Origin of the sequence: Acinetobacter sp. SWBY1 (genome assembly GCF_002946595.1) — a bacterium.
In the GTDB taxonomy this organism is placed as follows: domain Bacteria; phylum Pseudomonadota; class Gammaproteobacteria; order Pseudomonadales; family Moraxellaceae; genus Acinetobacter; species Acinetobacter towneri.
In genome coordinates, this window is sequence record NZ_CP026616.1 from 1,219,768 (window position 1) to 1,235,258 (window position 15,491).

Consider the following 15,491-nt stretch of genomic DNA (forward strand, 5'->3'; position numbering starts at 1 on the left):
GGCTTATTGGATCTCCACATTTTCGAGTTGAGTTGTTACTTCATGAGTAACTTCAACTACTTCTTGAACTGGGATGTAGCTATTCGCTAACCACGCCATACTTGAGTTTGAAATATCAAGGAAGGTTTGTGGATACAGACCAAGCCATACTAGACCCAGTGCACAGATTAAAAGAATCACAACTTCACGTGCATTTAAATCTTTTAACGGATTTGCATAGTGCTGTTTTTGCTCTTCATTTGGCACACCAAACAAAGCTTTGTGAATCAGGATTAAACCGTATACACCTGCAAAGACCAAGCTCACTGCCGCAATAATTGTGAAGGCTGGGAACTGCTCGAATGAACCCATGAGAATCAGGAATTCACCAATAAAGTTACCTAAACCAGGAATACCAACTAACGCTGCCACAAAGAACATAAGGAAGAATGAAAGGTATTGGAATTGACCACGGATACCGCCCATTAAACGCATGTCACGTGTGTGTACGCGCTCATAAATTTGGCCACACATAATGAACAATGCTGCAGATGACAAGCCATGTGCTAACATCATGATCATTAAGCCTTGGTAAGTCAGGATATTACCTGCATAAATTGCAAGTAATACGAAGCCCATGTGCGAAATAGAGGTATAAGCTAGTAAACGCTTCATGTCGGTTTGCTGGAAAGCACACCACGCACCGTAGAACACACCAATTAAACCCAAAATAATGGCAATGTCTGCAAATTGAGCAGAAGCCGCTGGGAAGAATGGAATCACGAAACGTAATAAACCGTATGCCGCAGTTTTAATCAAAATACCTGCAAGGTCGACAGAACCCGCTGTAGGCGCTTGTGCGTGTGCATCTGGTAACCAACCGTGTAATGGGAAAACTGGAAGTTTTACCGCAAAACCGATGAATAAACAGATCATGAAGGCATAAGCGACTGCTGGTAATTGTGCGTCAAGTGTATTCGCTACAGCCAATAAATAGTTGTAGTTGAATGAAATAGTACCTGACATCATGTATCCATAGATCACTAGACCTAAGATACCAATCAACATGATTAAACCAGCAACTTGCGTATAGATAAAGAATTTGGTTGCAGCGTAAACACGTGAACGACCATTTGAACCTTTATGACCCCATAACGCAATCAGGAAGTAGATTGGTACAAGCATCATCTCCCAGAAGAAGAAGAACAGGAACAAGTCAATCGCAAGGAATACACCAATTACCCCACCCAAAGACCATAAAAGGTTAAGGTGGAAGAAACCGACGTTCTTTTGAATCTCACCAAATGAACAGCCTACCGCTAAAATACCCAGTAATGCGGTTAAACCCACCATGAGTAAAGATAAGCCATCCACCGCTAAGTGAATGTTGATGCCTAGGGTTTGAATCCAAGGCAACATAAATTCAGCCGACCAAGTTGGAACTTGAGCGCCTAATTCATAGTTATAGCTAGCACCTTGCCACAATGCGACAGTTAAGCCCAAAGTAACGAGCATGCCCACTAAAGCAATGTAACGCGGTAATTTATCGTCGAGTTTATCGACCAACCAGCAAATAAAACCTGCAATGAACGGAACAAGGATCAGCGCGGGTAGAATTAAATTGTTTGGAGTATCCATCTTATTTCCCCACGACCTGAATCACGATCAAGATCATTAGTAAGACCACCACACCAAGTGCCATACTCGATGCGTACTCACGTAATGAACCAGTTTGACGTGAACTTGTGAAGCTATGACCACCTTTCACCAGTGCAGGCAGTACTAACCACATACCATCCACTGGATCACGACCTAATAGTTTGGCAATCAGCAAGTATGGTTTTACAAATACGATGTCATACAACGCATCGAAACCAAGTGCATTACGGCAAATATTGGCAAGACCCGCACCCAATGAAGTTTGCGCGAAACCTTTTACAGCGTTGTAAGCAAAGGCAAATAACACCACGCCTACAGCTAAACCAGCCAAAGCCACGCCAATTGCAACATACTCTGCACCATGTGCACCTGCTTCTAATGCTTCAGGAATCACAAATGCTGGGATTTTTGCAGCATCAAGAATGCTCATCACTGGCGCTTTTAATACAATCGCTAAACCAGTTGAAAGTGCTGCAAGCACTGCCAATGGGAACCAGTAAGTTGCGCCTTTGATCTCGTGATACGGTGTGTTTTCTTTACCAAAGAATACAACCCAAATTAAGCGGAATGTATAAATTGACGTTAAGAATGCACCTGCTACACCCACCCAATATAAGGTGTTATATAGCGGAATACCTGCGATATGACTTTGCGTCCAAACTGCTGCCAAAATAGCGTCTTTTGAGAAGAAACCAATGGTCAAGAATGGAATCGCTGCCAATGCACCGCCACCAATCGCGAAACATGCAAACAGGAATTTGTTCTTGTAGAACAAGCCACCCATTTTGAAAATGTTTTGTTCGTGATGGTAAGCCAAAATCACCGCACCAGAAGACAAGAATAATAATGCCTTGAAGAATGCGTGAGTTAACATGTGGAATAGACCCGCTTGGTATGCTTCTGCACCAACTGCCATAAACATATAACCCAGCTGACTCATAGTTGAGTAAGCCAAAATACGTTTGATGTCGGTTTGAACCAATGCTGCAAAACCAGCAACTAGCAAGGTCACAGCACCTGTAATTGAAATGAATAACATCACTTCAGGTGCAAGTTCAAATACGCTGAACATACGGCAGCATAAGTAAACACCCGCAGTTACCATGGTTGCAGCGTGGATTAATGCAGATACAGGTGTAGGACCTGCCATCGCATCGGCTAACCAAGTTTGCAACGGAATTTGTGCAGATTTACCCGCAGCACCCAAGAACAACATTAACGCTGTCCAAATGGTGATCGACGAGCTTTGAGTCATTACATTGGCTGCATTTTCTACGATGTATTGTGTGTTCAACGTACCAAATTGTTGATACAACAAGAACAACGCGATCAGTAGGAAAACGTCACCCACACGTGTTACGGTAAATGCTTTGATTGCTGCAAAACCGTTTGCAGGGTTTTGGTAGTAATAACCAATCAGCAAGTAAGAGCACAAACCTACACCTTCCCAACCTAGGAACAATAACGCCAAGTTATCGCCAAGTACCAACAACAACATGCTCGCAACGAACAAGTTGAAGTAAGAGAAGAAACGTGCAAAGTCTTCTTCACCACGCATATACCATGATGCAAAGATGTGAATTAAGAAACCCACGCCTGTAATCATGCCCAGCATGAGCAAAGATAAACCGTCTAAGTGCAAGCTAAACGCAGGTGCAAAACCACCCACATTGAACCAAGTCCATAAATGTTGAGTCGTTGCAACCGAACCGTTGTTCACAAAGTCCATGCCTGCAATTAGCGCAAATAATGCAGACAGACCCACTGAACCTACGCCAATAATCGCAGCAACTTTTTCAGGTAAGTTGTTACGCCCTGCCGCTAAAAGGATAAAACCAATGAGCGGAAACAATACTGTTAGATATAAATAACTCATCCGCGCATCTCACTAGCAGCATCCACATCCAAATGATGGAAGCGATGATAGAACTGAAGGACGATCGCAAGACCGATACACGCCTCTGCCGCAGCAAGTGTCAAGATCAAGATAAACATGATCTGACCATCTGGTTGTACCCATGCACTACCAGCCAAAACAAACGCCAGTGCCGCAGCGTTCATCATGATTTCAAGGCCCATTAAAATAAATAGTAGGTTGCGTCGCACCATCACACCGTAAAAACCGAGTGCAAAAAGAATGGTCGCGACAATCAAACCATGTTCTAAAGGGATGTTGCCCATTATTCTTTTTCCTCTTCTGCACTTGGTTCACGTTTACCGATGTGGAAGCCTGCAACTAAAGCTGCAAGTAATAACATTGCGGCAACTTCAACCAATAATAAGTACTGAGTAAAGAGTGCTTGACCAACCGCTTTTGGACCCACCATTTCAGTGCCCATTAAAGCGCTTGGTGTGGTGTAGTCTGAGCTTAATGACCACACTAAAACCAAACCAATTAGGAAGCTCATCAAAGCTGGATATGCCCAAGCCGATGAAGTCAACCATTTACGCTCTTGTTCAACGGTTTGCTGACCAAGGTTCAGCATCATTACTACGAATACGAACAAGACCATGATCGCACCCGCATAAACAATGATTTCCAATGCGCCAGCAAATGGAGCACCCACGATCATGAACATGCCTGCAACTGCAAGCAATGACACGATCAAGCTTAATAAAGCATGTACTGGGTTCGCGTTAGTGACTACACGAACCGTAGAGACAATGGCCACGAGTGCCATCAAATAAAACGGCCACATCATGGTAATAGACTCCGTACATCAACAGGTGCGCTTTCACGTTGCGCTTGACCTTTGTCTTTACCTGTAACAGCCATACCCGTTACACGGTAGAAGTTGTAGTCAGGATATTTACCAGGACCTGAAATGAGTAAGTTTTCTTTCTCATAGACCAAGTCTTGACGCACATATTCACCTAACTCGAAGTCAGGCGTTAATTGAATTGCAGTCGTTGGACACGCTTCTTCACACATACCGCAGAAAATACAGCGTGAGAAGTTGATACGGAAAAACTCGGGATACCAACGACCATCTTCCTGTTCTGCTTTTTGTAGTGAAATACAACCCACTGGGCAAGCAACTGCACAGAGGTTACATGCAACACAACGCTCTTCGCCATCTGGATCGCGTGTTAACACAATACGACCACGGAAGCGTGGAGGTACAATTTCTTCGGCTGGTACTTCCGGATACAAAATGGTGTCACGTTTACGTGTCACGTGTGAGAAAACCATCCACAGTGAACGTACAATTGACCCAAACCCAGCTAGAAACTTAAACATATTGTTCTCCCTGCTGTCTTAGGCCGAATGATTCATAAGAATCACAGCACCAGTTACCAAAAGGTTAACAAGCGCCAATGGCAAGCAAATTTTCCAACCAAAGTTCATCACTTGGTCATAACGTGGACGCATTAAAGAACCACGTGCCAAGACAAACATCATTACAAAGAATGCTGTTTTGATAATGAACCAGAAAGCTGCTGGAATGAATGGAATTTCAAGGTTAAACGGCGCAAGCCATCCACCGAAGAATAAAGTCACGATAAGCGCAGAGATCAGTACCACGTTGACATATTCTGCAACGAAGAACATACCCCATTTCATACCGCCATATTCTACGTGATAACCTTCTGCCAATTCTTGTTCTGCTTCTGGTTGGTCAAATGGGTGACGGTGTGTTACCGCAACACCAGCAACCACGAAAATCAAGAAACCTAAGAATTGTGGAATCACAAACCAAACATCACGTTGCGCTTCAACAATTTCACGCATGTTGAATGAGCCTGCAATTGCAACCACACCCATAAGTGAAATACCCAAGAACACTTCATACGAAATGGTTTGAGCTGCTGAACGTAGACCACCAAGCAATGCGTATTTGTTGTTTGATGACCAACCACCAAATAACACCGCATAGACTGCAATACCAGCCATTGCCATAAAGAACAACAGGCCAATGCTCATGTCTGCAACACCTAAATAAGGTGATACAGGAATAACCATGAACGACAGTACCGCAGTTGCCATTGCAACTGCTGGTGCCATACGGAAGGTTAGTTTGTCGGCAAATTTAGGTGTCCAGTCTTCTTTGAACATGATTTTAAGCATGTCGGCTACAATCTGGAACATACCACCTGGACCTACACGGTTCGGACCATAACGGTCTTGCCATAAGCCCAGTAAACGACGCTCAATAAAAGACATGAGCGCAGCAATCAATACTACAACCAGTAAGATGACAATCGCTTGAATGACTGAATAGGCAATTGGCCAGTTCTCAGCCCACAGCGGCGTCTGACGGATTAATTCTTGTTGCATGAATTACACTCCTACCGCGACTGAAACAGGCTCTGCAAGAGATACCGTTGGTGCAAGACCAATTGGGTAGCCAATATAACCTGTAGGTAAATATTCAATCACTTGTACTGGCAGTACGATAGACGTTTCACCTGCTTGTACGGTAATTGTTTGACCATCTTGTACATTCAAACGCTGCGCATCTTGAGTGCCTACAGCAAATACAGCTTCAGGAATACGCGTTTCCATTGCAGGTGTTTTCACCGTAAATTCACCCGATGCAAAAATGTGATGCATTGGAATTAAACGGAAGCTTTCAGGATTAGCTAGCACAGGTGCTGGTGCCACATAGCTACGTGCAGGACGTTTTGCTAAGCGATCGAATAAACGAATGCCTGAATCACCACCTTTTAAGTGACCGCCCACATTGTCTTGGAATTTGTTCCAAGCTTGTGGTGAGTTCCAACCTGCAGACCATGCAAATGGTACAAGTGCCGATGGTGTTTGGTTACCAACATAACCTTCCATAGAGAAAGTTAATGCAGAATCGACATCGGTCGGTTGTTTTGGCTCGTGAATAGATAACGGCGCACGCATTGCAGTACGACCTGAGTAACGACGTGGTTCACGCGCAACTTTCAAGCCATGTACACGGAAACCTGCATCTGGTGCAACATCCTGAATTGCTTCAAGTGCTGGAATATTTTTCGCAACAGATTCAATCACGTCATCTAAAACAGTCCAAGAAATTGCTTTACCTTTTAAGCCTGTTTCAAGTGCGTGTAACCAGCGCCAAGATTCTTTGATTGCTAGTTCAGGTTTGTAGTAGCTTGGGTCATACACTTGGAAGAAGCGTTGAGCACGACCTTCTTGGCTCACTACAGTACCATCCCCCTCAGCAAAGCTTGCTGCAGAAAGTACGATGTTGGCTTTTTGCACTGTTGCTGTTTCAGCATGATCAAGCACGATTACATCTTGTGCTTTTGCCAAAGCGGCATCAACTTGTGCCGCAGGTAAACGACGGTATAAGTCATTTTCAACCACAATCACAGCATCATAATCTTGTGCAAATGCTTGCTCTAAGCTTTGACCACCTAAAATTGCCAAGCCCATTGAGTTCACTTCTGGCACAGTTAGGGTTAAACCTGCGTTCTCACCCAAGTTTTGTGCCACTTGTGCAGCCGCTTCCATAATGGCAGCTTCTTGTAAGCTTGTACCTGAAATCACCAATGGCTTTTTCGCAGCTTTTAACGTGTCGGCAATAGTTTGTGCAAATGCTTTGGCATCGTCATCTAAACCAGTGATTACATCGCCTGCTACTGCAGCTGCAATCGCAAAACCTAAACGTGCGATGTCGTTTGGAGATGCAACCACTTCACCGGTTGCTACATCGGCTAAACGCGTTTGCGTTGCAGCCAAAATGTAAATTGGTGATTTTGCATCTTGCGCAATACGTTGCACAGGTTCAGCCAACCAATCTGGCGTACGACGCTCTGCCGCCATTTCTTTGGCTTTGTTTTTCGCCGCTTGACGAACAGACAACGCCATACGTGGTGCAGTTTGGGTTAAATCTTCACCCAAAATTAACACAGCATCGTAGTCTTCAATTTCACGCATACCCGGGTTGTAAATCCCTTCGGTTTGCGTGATTGAAGCTGCAAGTTCAACCAAGTTTTGCTCTTTTTGCGATAAACCTGTTGAGTAGTTGTCTTGGCCAACCAACTCACGCAAAGCAAAGTTTGATTCAAGCGATGCACGCGGTGAACCAATACCCAAAACTTTTTTGCCTTGAACTTTGGCAATAATTGTATCAAGTGCAGTATCTACAGAAACGGTTTCTACGCTTGCACCGTTACGGAACTGTGGCTGACGTGGACGATCTTCACGGTTCACATAACCTGTACCGAAACGACCTTTATCGCATAGGAAGTATTGGTTGACTTCACCGTTAAAGCGGTTTTCTACACGACGCAATTCGCCATAACGCTCACCCGGAGAGATGTTACAACCTGAAGAACAGCCTTGGCATACGCTAGGCGCATACTGCATGTCCCACTTACGGTTATAACGCGCAGAGTGAGTTTTGTCGGTGAATACACCTGTTGGACATACTTCAGTCAAGTTACCTGAGAATTCAGATTCCAAAGTACCCGATTCAGGACGACCAAAGTACACACGTGATGCGTTGGCATAGACACCAAAGTCTGTACCGCCTGCATAGTCTTTGTAGTAACGCACGCAACGATAACACGCGATACAACGGTTCATTTCATGCGCGATGAACGAACCAAGCTCTTGGTTATAGTGAGTACGTTTAGTAAAGCGGTAACGACGACGATCGTGCTGTGTCATTACAGTCATATCTTGTAAATGACAGTGACCACCTTCTTCACAGACTGGACAGTCGTGTGGGTGGTTGGTCATCAAGAACTCTACAATTGAAGCACGGAACTCAGTTGCTTCCTTATCTTCAATCGAGATATAGGTATTGTCAGCAGCAGGTGTCATACATGACATCACCAAGCGACCACGAGTATCTTCAGGGTTCGCATATTGGGTCACGGCACATTGACGGCAAGAACCGACAGAACCTAAGGATGGATGCCAACAAAAGTACGGAATGTCGATCCCAAGGCTCAAACATGCTTGCAGCAAGTTTTCCGAGCCATTGACTTCGTACGATTTTCCATCGACATGAATTGTAGCCATAGTCGAATTCCTTAAGCTTGTTCTACGTTGCTAGCTTGAGCAGCAGGACGGCTATTTGCCACTTTTGCTTCAAACTCGCTACGGAAATATTTGAGTGCACCCATTAATGGCTCCATCGCACCTGGTGCGTGAGCACAGAAGGTCTTACCAATCCACAATTTTTTGGTGAGTTCTTGAAGATGTTGAATGTCTTCTTCTTTCCCTTCGCCATTTTCAATTGCTTTGAGTGCTTTTACAGCCCACGGTAAACCATCACGACATGGGGTACAGAAACCACATGATTCGCGCGCAAAGAATTCTTCTAAGTTACGGGTTGCAGAAACCATACACTGGGTTTCATCGACCACCATAAGCAAACACGTACCTAAACGTGAACCTGCTTTCATGATGCTCTCTGCATCCATTGGCAAGTCAATGTGTTCTGCCGCCAAGAAGTCAGTAGATGCACCACCTGGTAACCATGCTTTTAGCTTCAAGCCATCACGCATGCCACCCGCATAGTCTTCAATCACTTCACGTGCAGTCGTACCAAATGGAAGTTCCCATAGACCAGGGAATTTCACTTTACCTGACGCACCGTAAATTTTTGTGCCAGGATCTTTCGATTTGCCTGCTGATAAACCGATATACCACTCTGCACCACGCAACATAATTGCAGGTAAGTTGTTATAGGTTTCTACGTTGTTGACAATCGTTGGACGACCCCATGCCCCTGCAACTTGCGGGAATGGTGGTTTAGTACGAGGGTTTGCACGACGACCTTCAAGCGAGTTAATCAATGCAGTTTCTTCACCACAGATATAACGACCTGCGCCTGTGTGCACGTATAACTCAAAGCCCCAACCTGTACCTAAAATGTTTTCGCCCAAATAACCTTTGGCACGAATTTGCTCAATCGCTTCATTTAAGTACTGTGCAGCTTCGATGTATTCGCCACGAATAAAGATATAGCCGTGGGTTGCTTCAAGCGTGTACGCAGCAATCAGCATACCTTCAATCAGTTGGTGTGGAAGTTTTTCCATCAACAAACGGTCTTTGAAAGTACCCGGTTCCATCTCATCGGCATTACAAATCAGGTAACGTGGACCTGAATTGTCGTTTGGTGCCATCAGTGACCATTTGATCCCTGCTGGGAAGCCTGCACCACCACGACCTTTCACTGTCGCAGCTTTAATGACTTCAAGCACATCTTTAGGCGGCATAGAAATCGCTTTCTTAAAGCCTGCATAGCCTTCTAGTGCTTCGTAATCATCTGCATTACGCACGTGCTCTTGCTTGCTTAAACGCCAAGTTAATGGATGCGTTTCTGGGTTACCGTCACCATAAATTGGTCTTGGTTCGGTATTCATACATACTTCTCCAATAACTGTTGCACCGATGTCACCTCAACTAAACCGTGAGTATCTTCATCAATCATCAAGGTTGGACCCTTATCGCAATTTCCTAAACAGCAAATTGGCAATAACGTGAAACGACCATCTGCAGTCGTTTGACCAAACTGAATGCCTAATTCACGCTGGAATGCTTCTGCAAGTGTTTCTGCACCCATCAAAAAGCATGCAATCGAGTCACACAATAAAATCACGTGACGACCTACAGGCTGGCGATAAATACGGTTATAGAATGTTGCGACACCTTCTAAATCAGCAACGCTGATGGTTAGAAGCTGTGCAATCGCATTTAACTGCGCATCATCTACCCAGCCATTACGGCGCTGTACACACTTCAAGGCATCTAAAGATGCTGCACGTGGGTACGGATAATGACCAATGTGATGTTCAATTTCATGGATTTCTTCCGCAGTCAAAATCCCTTCAACATTCACACGTGGCTTTTTATCAGTCAAAATCATCATAATGCGTTTACCCCTTAGCGATCCACGTCTGCCATTACGACGTCAATGGTCGCTAAATAAATGATTAAGTCAGATACCAGACTGCCGTTAATCACAGAAGGCATTTGCTGTAAATGCGTGAAAGTTGGTGTACGAATACGGGTACGGTAACTCATCGTTGACTTATCTGAAGTCAAGTAGTAATTCGATGCACCTTTCACCACTTCTGCCATTACAGATGCTTCACCAGCAGGCATTACAGGACCCCAAGACACGCTTAAGAAGTGCGTAATCAGGGTTTCAATATCTTGTAATGTCTTGTCTTTTGGTGGTGGAACAGCTAATGGATGGTCTGCTTTATATGGACCAGATGGCATGTTATCTAGACATTGTTTGATGATTTTCAATGACTCTTCGATTTCACGGAAGTGAACCAGTACACGTGCGTAAGCATCGCCTTCGTACTCTACAGGTACTTCGAAGTCATAGTTTTCATAACCACTGTATGGACGGTATTTACGCACGTCAAAGTCGATACCTGTTGCACGTAAACCAGTACCTGTCACACCCCAAGCCAAGGCAGATTTCGCATCATACTGCGCTACGCCTTGCGTACGACCCATGAATACCGAGTTGCGTAATGCCGCAGTGTAGTATTCGTTCATACGTTTTGGCATCCACTCTAAGATTTCACGAATCAGGTGTTGCCAGTTGTTTGGTAAGTCGTGTGCGGTACCACCGATACGGAACCATGCTGGATGCATACGGTAACCCGTAATAGCTTCAATCGCATCGTAGATTTTTTGACGGTCTGCGAACATATAGAATACAGGGGTCATACCGCCCGCATCCTGAATTGCAGTACCAATGAACAATAAGTGGTTATTGATACGGAACAATTCCGACATCATGACACGGATACATTGTGCGCGGTCTGGCACAGTAATGCCTGCCAGTTGTTCCACACCCATGACATACGGCATGTTTTGCGCACAACCACCCAAGTAGTCCACACGGTCTGTATAAGGAATGAATGAATGCCAAGTTTGACGCTCAGCCATCTTTTCCACACCACGGTGGTGATAGCCGATATCTGGCACACAGTCTTTCACTTCTTCACCATCCAACTGCAAAATTACACGGAACGCACCGTGCGCAGATGGGTGGTTAGGACCCAAGTTCAGGAACATGAAGTCTTCGTCTTTATTACCGCGCTTTAAGCCCCAATCTTCAGGCACAAAGCGAAGGTGTTCTTGCTCGAAGTCTTGTTTGGCTTGGTTCTGCATATACGGTGTATATTCCGTTGCACGTGCAGAATACTCTTTGCGTAACGGATGACCTTCCCAATATGTTGGCAACAAGATACGACGAAGCATTGGATGCCCTTCGAAGTTGATACCAAACATATCGTAAGCTTCACGCTCGTACCAGTTGGCATTTGGCCAAATGTTGGTTGCTGTTGGAATATTGAGATCACTCTCATTCAACGCAACTTTAATACGAATGTCCGTGTTACGCTCTAGCGATAACAAGTGATAGAACACAGTAAAGTCAGACGCAGGTAGACCATCGCGGTGAGTACGCAAACGCTCATCTACCGCAGACAAGTCGAACAACATCACGTATGGACGTGACACTGTACGCAAGAACATTAAAACTTCTTGTACACGTGCGCGCTCAACCCAGACTGTTGGAAAATCTTCAAAAGTCGTTTGCACATAGAAGTTCTCACCAAATTTGGTTTTGAGCTCTTCTACAATTGCAAATGCTGGGCGTGAATCAACTGCTGTTGATTCTGGCATAGCAATGTCAGTTTCAGCCATTGGCTTGGCTTCCTATTTAATACAAATTCAGTCAACCTAAACGACAACTACACCCGTCGGGTGCATCAATATTTGTACGTTTAAATTATTTAATTTCATCCATAGAGCGTAAGTTTTTCACCGAAATACGCTGCGCATTCTTACGGTCACGTTCTGGCATCATCTTCGGCTTATATACTGGCTTAAGATCATCACCAATCACCGCAGACAACGGACGACGCTCTAATTGAATTTGGTCTTGTAATAACATCAATGCTTGGATTAATGCTTCAGGACGTGGTGGGCAACCCGGAATGTACACATCCACAGGAATGATTTTATCCACACCTTGCACAACTGAATAAATGTCGTACATACCACCTGAGTTTGCACATGCGCCCATTGAGATTACCCACTTAGGCTCAAGCATTTGCTCGTACAAACGTTGAATTACAGGTGCCATTTTCACAAAACACGTACCTGCAACAATCATCAAGTCTGCCTGACGCGGTGAAGCACGAATAACTTCTGCACCAAAACGTGACAAGTCATGCACACCTGTTAAGGTCGTTGCATACTCTACGTAGCAGCACGATGTACCAAAGTTAAACGGCCAAACTGAGTTCTTACGTCCCCAGTTTACTGCTGTATGTGCCAAGTCCTCTAAACGAGTCATGAACACATTTTTATTCACTTCTTCTTCAAGCGGATCGGTTACGATCTGACGCTCTTGAAGTGGATATTGATCAGCATCGGGATTCGCACGGGTTAAGGTATATTTCATCCCGAGTTACTCCTTGTCAGATGAGGTAGTCGCAGATTTTTTTACACGACCAGAGGATTGAGCTGGAATTTGACCGGTAGGGTCCGTTACCAATTCTTCAATTGAGTTAAAGCGTGTGATTTCTGCAAGATCCATATTTGGCGAACCAATTTTAGGTTTAATCCCTGCTGCTTTACGCTTATCAGATGGAGCCCAGTTCAGCGCACCAGTTGATAATTCATAAATTAAGCCAACGAGTAAAACTAAAATAAATACAGCAGCCGTTGCAAAGCCCACCCAACCTACTTCACGAACAGAAGCTGCCCATGCGTATAGATAAAGTGCTTCTAAGTCGAAAACAACGAAGAAAATTGCAACCAAATAGAACTTTGCAGATAAGCGGATACGTGCTCCACCAGCACCTACAACACCCGACTCAAACTGCTCTTGCTTCGCACGCCCCCATGATTTACCCCCAAGGAGTAAAGGAACGGTCAGCATAAAGACGCATAAAAATGTAACGCCGATCACGAAGGCAATAATTGCCCATTCGTATGGAGTAATGGCACTCATGCGGGGATAACTCCTGGCAGGCCTATTTATTAACAAAGAATGTATGTATTGGCCTTCAAATACACCAAACACAAAATTAATCACGCCAATTGTACCTGATTTATGATTTCACTTGCTAGCTCATAAGTCTTAGTCTTTCGGATGATTTTTTATTCAAATACTTGATATTTTAGAATTCCACTACTCAGTAGGGCTTTTAATCGCTTTAACAAATAGATAAGTCGGTTGTGATTATTTTTTCCAAAACACCAATTGAGCGATTCGTTGCAAAGTTTTTAAATTTATAGGAGATCATCGCAACTTCAGGTTTCGGCTTGGTTTAAGCCGCACAAAAATTTGTGTAGTTTTTGCAACTTAAGCCCTGAGCTTCTTTAATTTTTCATTCAGAGTGTGCTATTCCTAGTAGGCATTAAAAATTTGAATAATAAGGAGTAAACACATGAGCTTAGACTATACCCACAAACCAAATTACTTTATGTTTGCGCAATTATTTATTCGTCATTTGCAAAATTATTTTGAAAAACATCCTGACGCACAAAATGCAATTTTTGACCTGCGTGATATTTACGAGTTATTTCGCCAAGACAAAGCATCTGCCACCATTAATTTAGACGGCATTATGAATATTGCAGATGAATACCGCTTTGAAACCTTACAAGGCGATCAAAAATTAATTAGCCGTTATGCGATTGATCCACAAAATAATTCTTTGTTGGTAGATTTTAACCGTGAGGCTTTGGACAGCTTAAAACAAGGCAAAGCAATTTTGCCACCCGATGCAACCCTGCAAGAATAAAGCCGCATAGACTCTGCATTAAATTGTGTCGCTTAAAACAGCTAACACTTTCATAAAGCACAAAAAAGCGAGCATCTGCTCGCTTTTGAGTATTGAGAGCCACAAGCCCTCCATCTAGAATAATTTAGCTTTTACGTGACAATAAAAACTCTGAAATTTGCTGTAACTCTAAGACGGTATCGGTTTTAAAATATGCCAATGCAGCAAAGGCTTGATCGTGCAATTCTTGTGCATAAGCTTGTGCTTTTTCTAAGCCCATGAGTGCGGGATAGGTCGACTTTTCAACTTGTTCATCTTTCCCTGCAGTTTTACCTAGTACTTCAGTATCCGAAATAATATCTAAAATATCGTCTTGTACCTGAAAGGCTAAACCAATCGCCTGTGCATATTCACGCAATTGCGGAATCGCTTTATCTCGTCCATCAAACACGGTCACAGCTGCCATCATCACCGCTGCAGAAATTAACGCCCCTGTTTTATTACGGTGGATATTTTCCAAAGTCGCCTGATCCACCTGTTTACCTTCAGACTGCAAGTCTAAAACCTGACCACAGACCATTTTTGAAGAAGCAGTGGCTAAAATTTGCATCTGTTTGAGCACAATGCCTTGATCTACTGCAACAGCCTGATCAAACAAACGACTGCCTAAAATTTCAAATGCCATCGACTGTAAAATGTCGCCTGCCAACAATGCAGTATCTTCACCATACGCCGCATGGCAAGTTGGTTGCCCACGACGCAACAAGTCATTGTCCATACATGGCAAATCATCATGTGCCAATGAGTAGCAGTGAATTAGTTCAATCGCAACCGCAGCGCGACGTACCGCAGCAAAGTTCTGATTCGGTCTTAACGCTGCGGTGGCATAACACAAGGCAGGACGAACACGTTTTCCACCCAACATGACGGCATGATGCACGGCAGACTTTAACGGTTCTGGCAATGCAAAAGCCTCTAAAGCGGTAAGCAAGTCTTGCTGAATACGTTGTTGGGCTGCGGTTAATGCATGCGCCTGTAAATCGTGAAGTGATGACACATTCGCCTCGAGTTGTTGGTTCATGTCTAATAAGCAGTAAGCTGCCTGTGTTGCAGCATTGTACCTGTAATTCAAAGTTTTT

General features: G+C 44.1%; 14 protein-coding genes. 1 reads left to right on the top strand and 13 read right to left on the bottom strand.

Annotated features, from left to right (window positions below; genetic code table 11):
• Nucleotides 1-3 precede the first annotated feature (3 nt).
• The 12 genes from nuoM to ndhC form a co-directional block, all read right to left on the bottom strand.
• A complete protein-coding gene (gene nuoM / locus C3Y93_RS05870) occupies nt 4-1,617 on the bottom strand; it encodes an NADH-quinone oxidoreductase subunit M (RefSeq protein ID WP_104852360.1) in 1,614 nt (537 codons plus the stop codon).
• A gap of 1 nt (nt 1,618) precedes the next feature.
• On the bottom strand, nt 1,619-3,514 hold the full coding sequence (gene nuoL, locus C3Y93_RS05875; protein ID WP_104852361.1) for an NADH-quinone oxidoreductase subunit L: 1,896 nt from the start codon (nt 3,512-3,514) through the stop codon (nt 1,619-1,621).
• Nucleotides 3,511-3,819: an NADH-quinone oxidoreductase subunit NuoK gene (gene nuoK / locus C3Y93_RS05880; RefSeq protein WP_004975463.1), complete on the bottom strand. Its 309-nt coding sequence runs from the start codon at nt 3,817-3,819 to the stop codon at nt 3,511-3,513. The genes nuoL and nuoK overlap by 4 nt, the downstream gene beginning before the upstream one ends.
• Nucleotides 3,819-4,337 (bottom strand): NADH-quinone oxidoreductase subunit J, encoded by a 519-nt coding sequence (gene nuoJ / locus C3Y93_RS05885; protein ID WP_171257437.1) that lies wholly within the window; start codon nt 4,335-4,337, stop codon nt 3,819-3,821. The genes nuoK and nuoJ overlap by 1 nt, the downstream gene beginning before the upstream one ends.
• A complete protein-coding gene (gene nuoI / locus C3Y93_RS05890; protein WP_104852362.1) occupies nt 4,337-4,879 on the bottom strand; it encodes an NADH-quinone oxidoreductase subunit NuoI in 543 nt (180 codons plus the stop codon). The genes nuoJ and nuoI overlap by 1 nt, the downstream gene beginning before the upstream one ends.
• 18 nt (nt 4,880-4,897) lie before the next feature.
• A complete protein-coding gene (nuoH, locus tag C3Y93_RS05895) occupies nt 4,898-5,917 on the bottom strand; it encodes an NADH-quinone oxidoreductase subunit NuoH (protein ID WP_004975457.1) in 1,020 nt (339 codons plus the stop codon).
• A gap of 3 nt (nt 5,918-5,920) precedes the next feature.
• Nucleotides 5,921-8,605: an NADH-quinone oxidoreductase subunit NuoG gene (gene nuoG, locus C3Y93_RS05900; RefSeq protein ID WP_104852363.1), complete on the bottom strand. Its 2,685-nt coding sequence runs from the start codon at nt 8,603-8,605 to the stop codon at nt 5,921-5,923.
• A gap of 11 nt (nt 8,606-8,616) precedes the next feature.
• Nucleotides 8,617-9,954, bottom strand: a complete 1,338-nt coding sequence (gene nuoF, locus C3Y93_RS05905) for an NADH-quinone oxidoreductase subunit NuoF (protein WP_104852364.1) — start codon at nt 9,952-9,954, stop codon at nt 8,617-8,619.
• On the bottom strand, nt 9,951-10,460 hold the full coding sequence (gene nuoE, locus C3Y93_RS05910) for an NADH-quinone oxidoreductase subunit NuoE (RefSeq protein ID WP_004975451.1): 510 nt from the start codon (nt 10,458-10,460) through the stop codon (nt 9,951-9,953). Before nuoE ends, nuoF begins: the two co-directional genes overlap by 4 nt.
• Before the next feature lie 14 nt (nt 10,461-10,474).
• Complete coding sequence (gene nuoC, locus C3Y93_RS05915) at nt 10,475-12,262, bottom strand: NADH-quinone oxidoreductase subunit C/D (protein WP_004975450.1); 1,788 nt, start codon at nt 12,260-12,262, stop codon at nt 10,475-10,477.
• Nucleotides 12,263-12,347: 85 nt separating this feature from the next.
• Nucleotides 12,348-13,025, bottom strand: a complete 678-nt coding sequence (locus C3Y93_RS05920) for a NuoB/complex I 20 kDa subunit family protein (RefSeq protein WP_104852365.1) — start codon at nt 13,023-13,025, stop codon at nt 12,348-12,350.
• Between the two features lie 6 nt (nt 13,026-13,031).
• Nucleotides 13,032-13,577, bottom strand: coding sequence for an NADH-quinone oxidoreductase subunit A (gene ndhC / locus C3Y93_RS05925; RefSeq protein WP_004975445.1), 546 nt, complete (start codon nt 13,575-13,577; stop codon nt 13,032-13,034).
• A gap of 439 nt (nt 13,578-14,016) precedes the next feature.
• Between ndhC and C3Y93_RS05930 the strand changes: the two genes are divergently transcribed.
• Nucleotides 14,017-14,373 carry a hypothetical protein gene (locus C3Y93_RS05930; protein ID WP_104852366.1) on the top strand — a complete coding sequence of 119 codons (357 nt, stop codon included), beginning with the start codon at nt 14,017-14,019 and terminating at the stop codon, nt 14,371-14,373.
• A 124-nt stretch (nt 14,374-14,497) separates the two neighbouring features.
• Here C3Y93_RS05930 and C3Y93_RS05935 read toward each other — a convergent pair whose 3' ends face one another.
• Nucleotides 14,498-15,433 (bottom strand): polyprenyl synthetase family protein, encoded by a 936-nt coding sequence (locus C3Y93_RS05935; RefSeq protein WP_004975441.1) that lies wholly within the window; start codon nt 15,431-15,433, stop codon nt 14,498-14,500.
• Nucleotides 15,434-15,491: the final 58 nt, after the last annotated feature.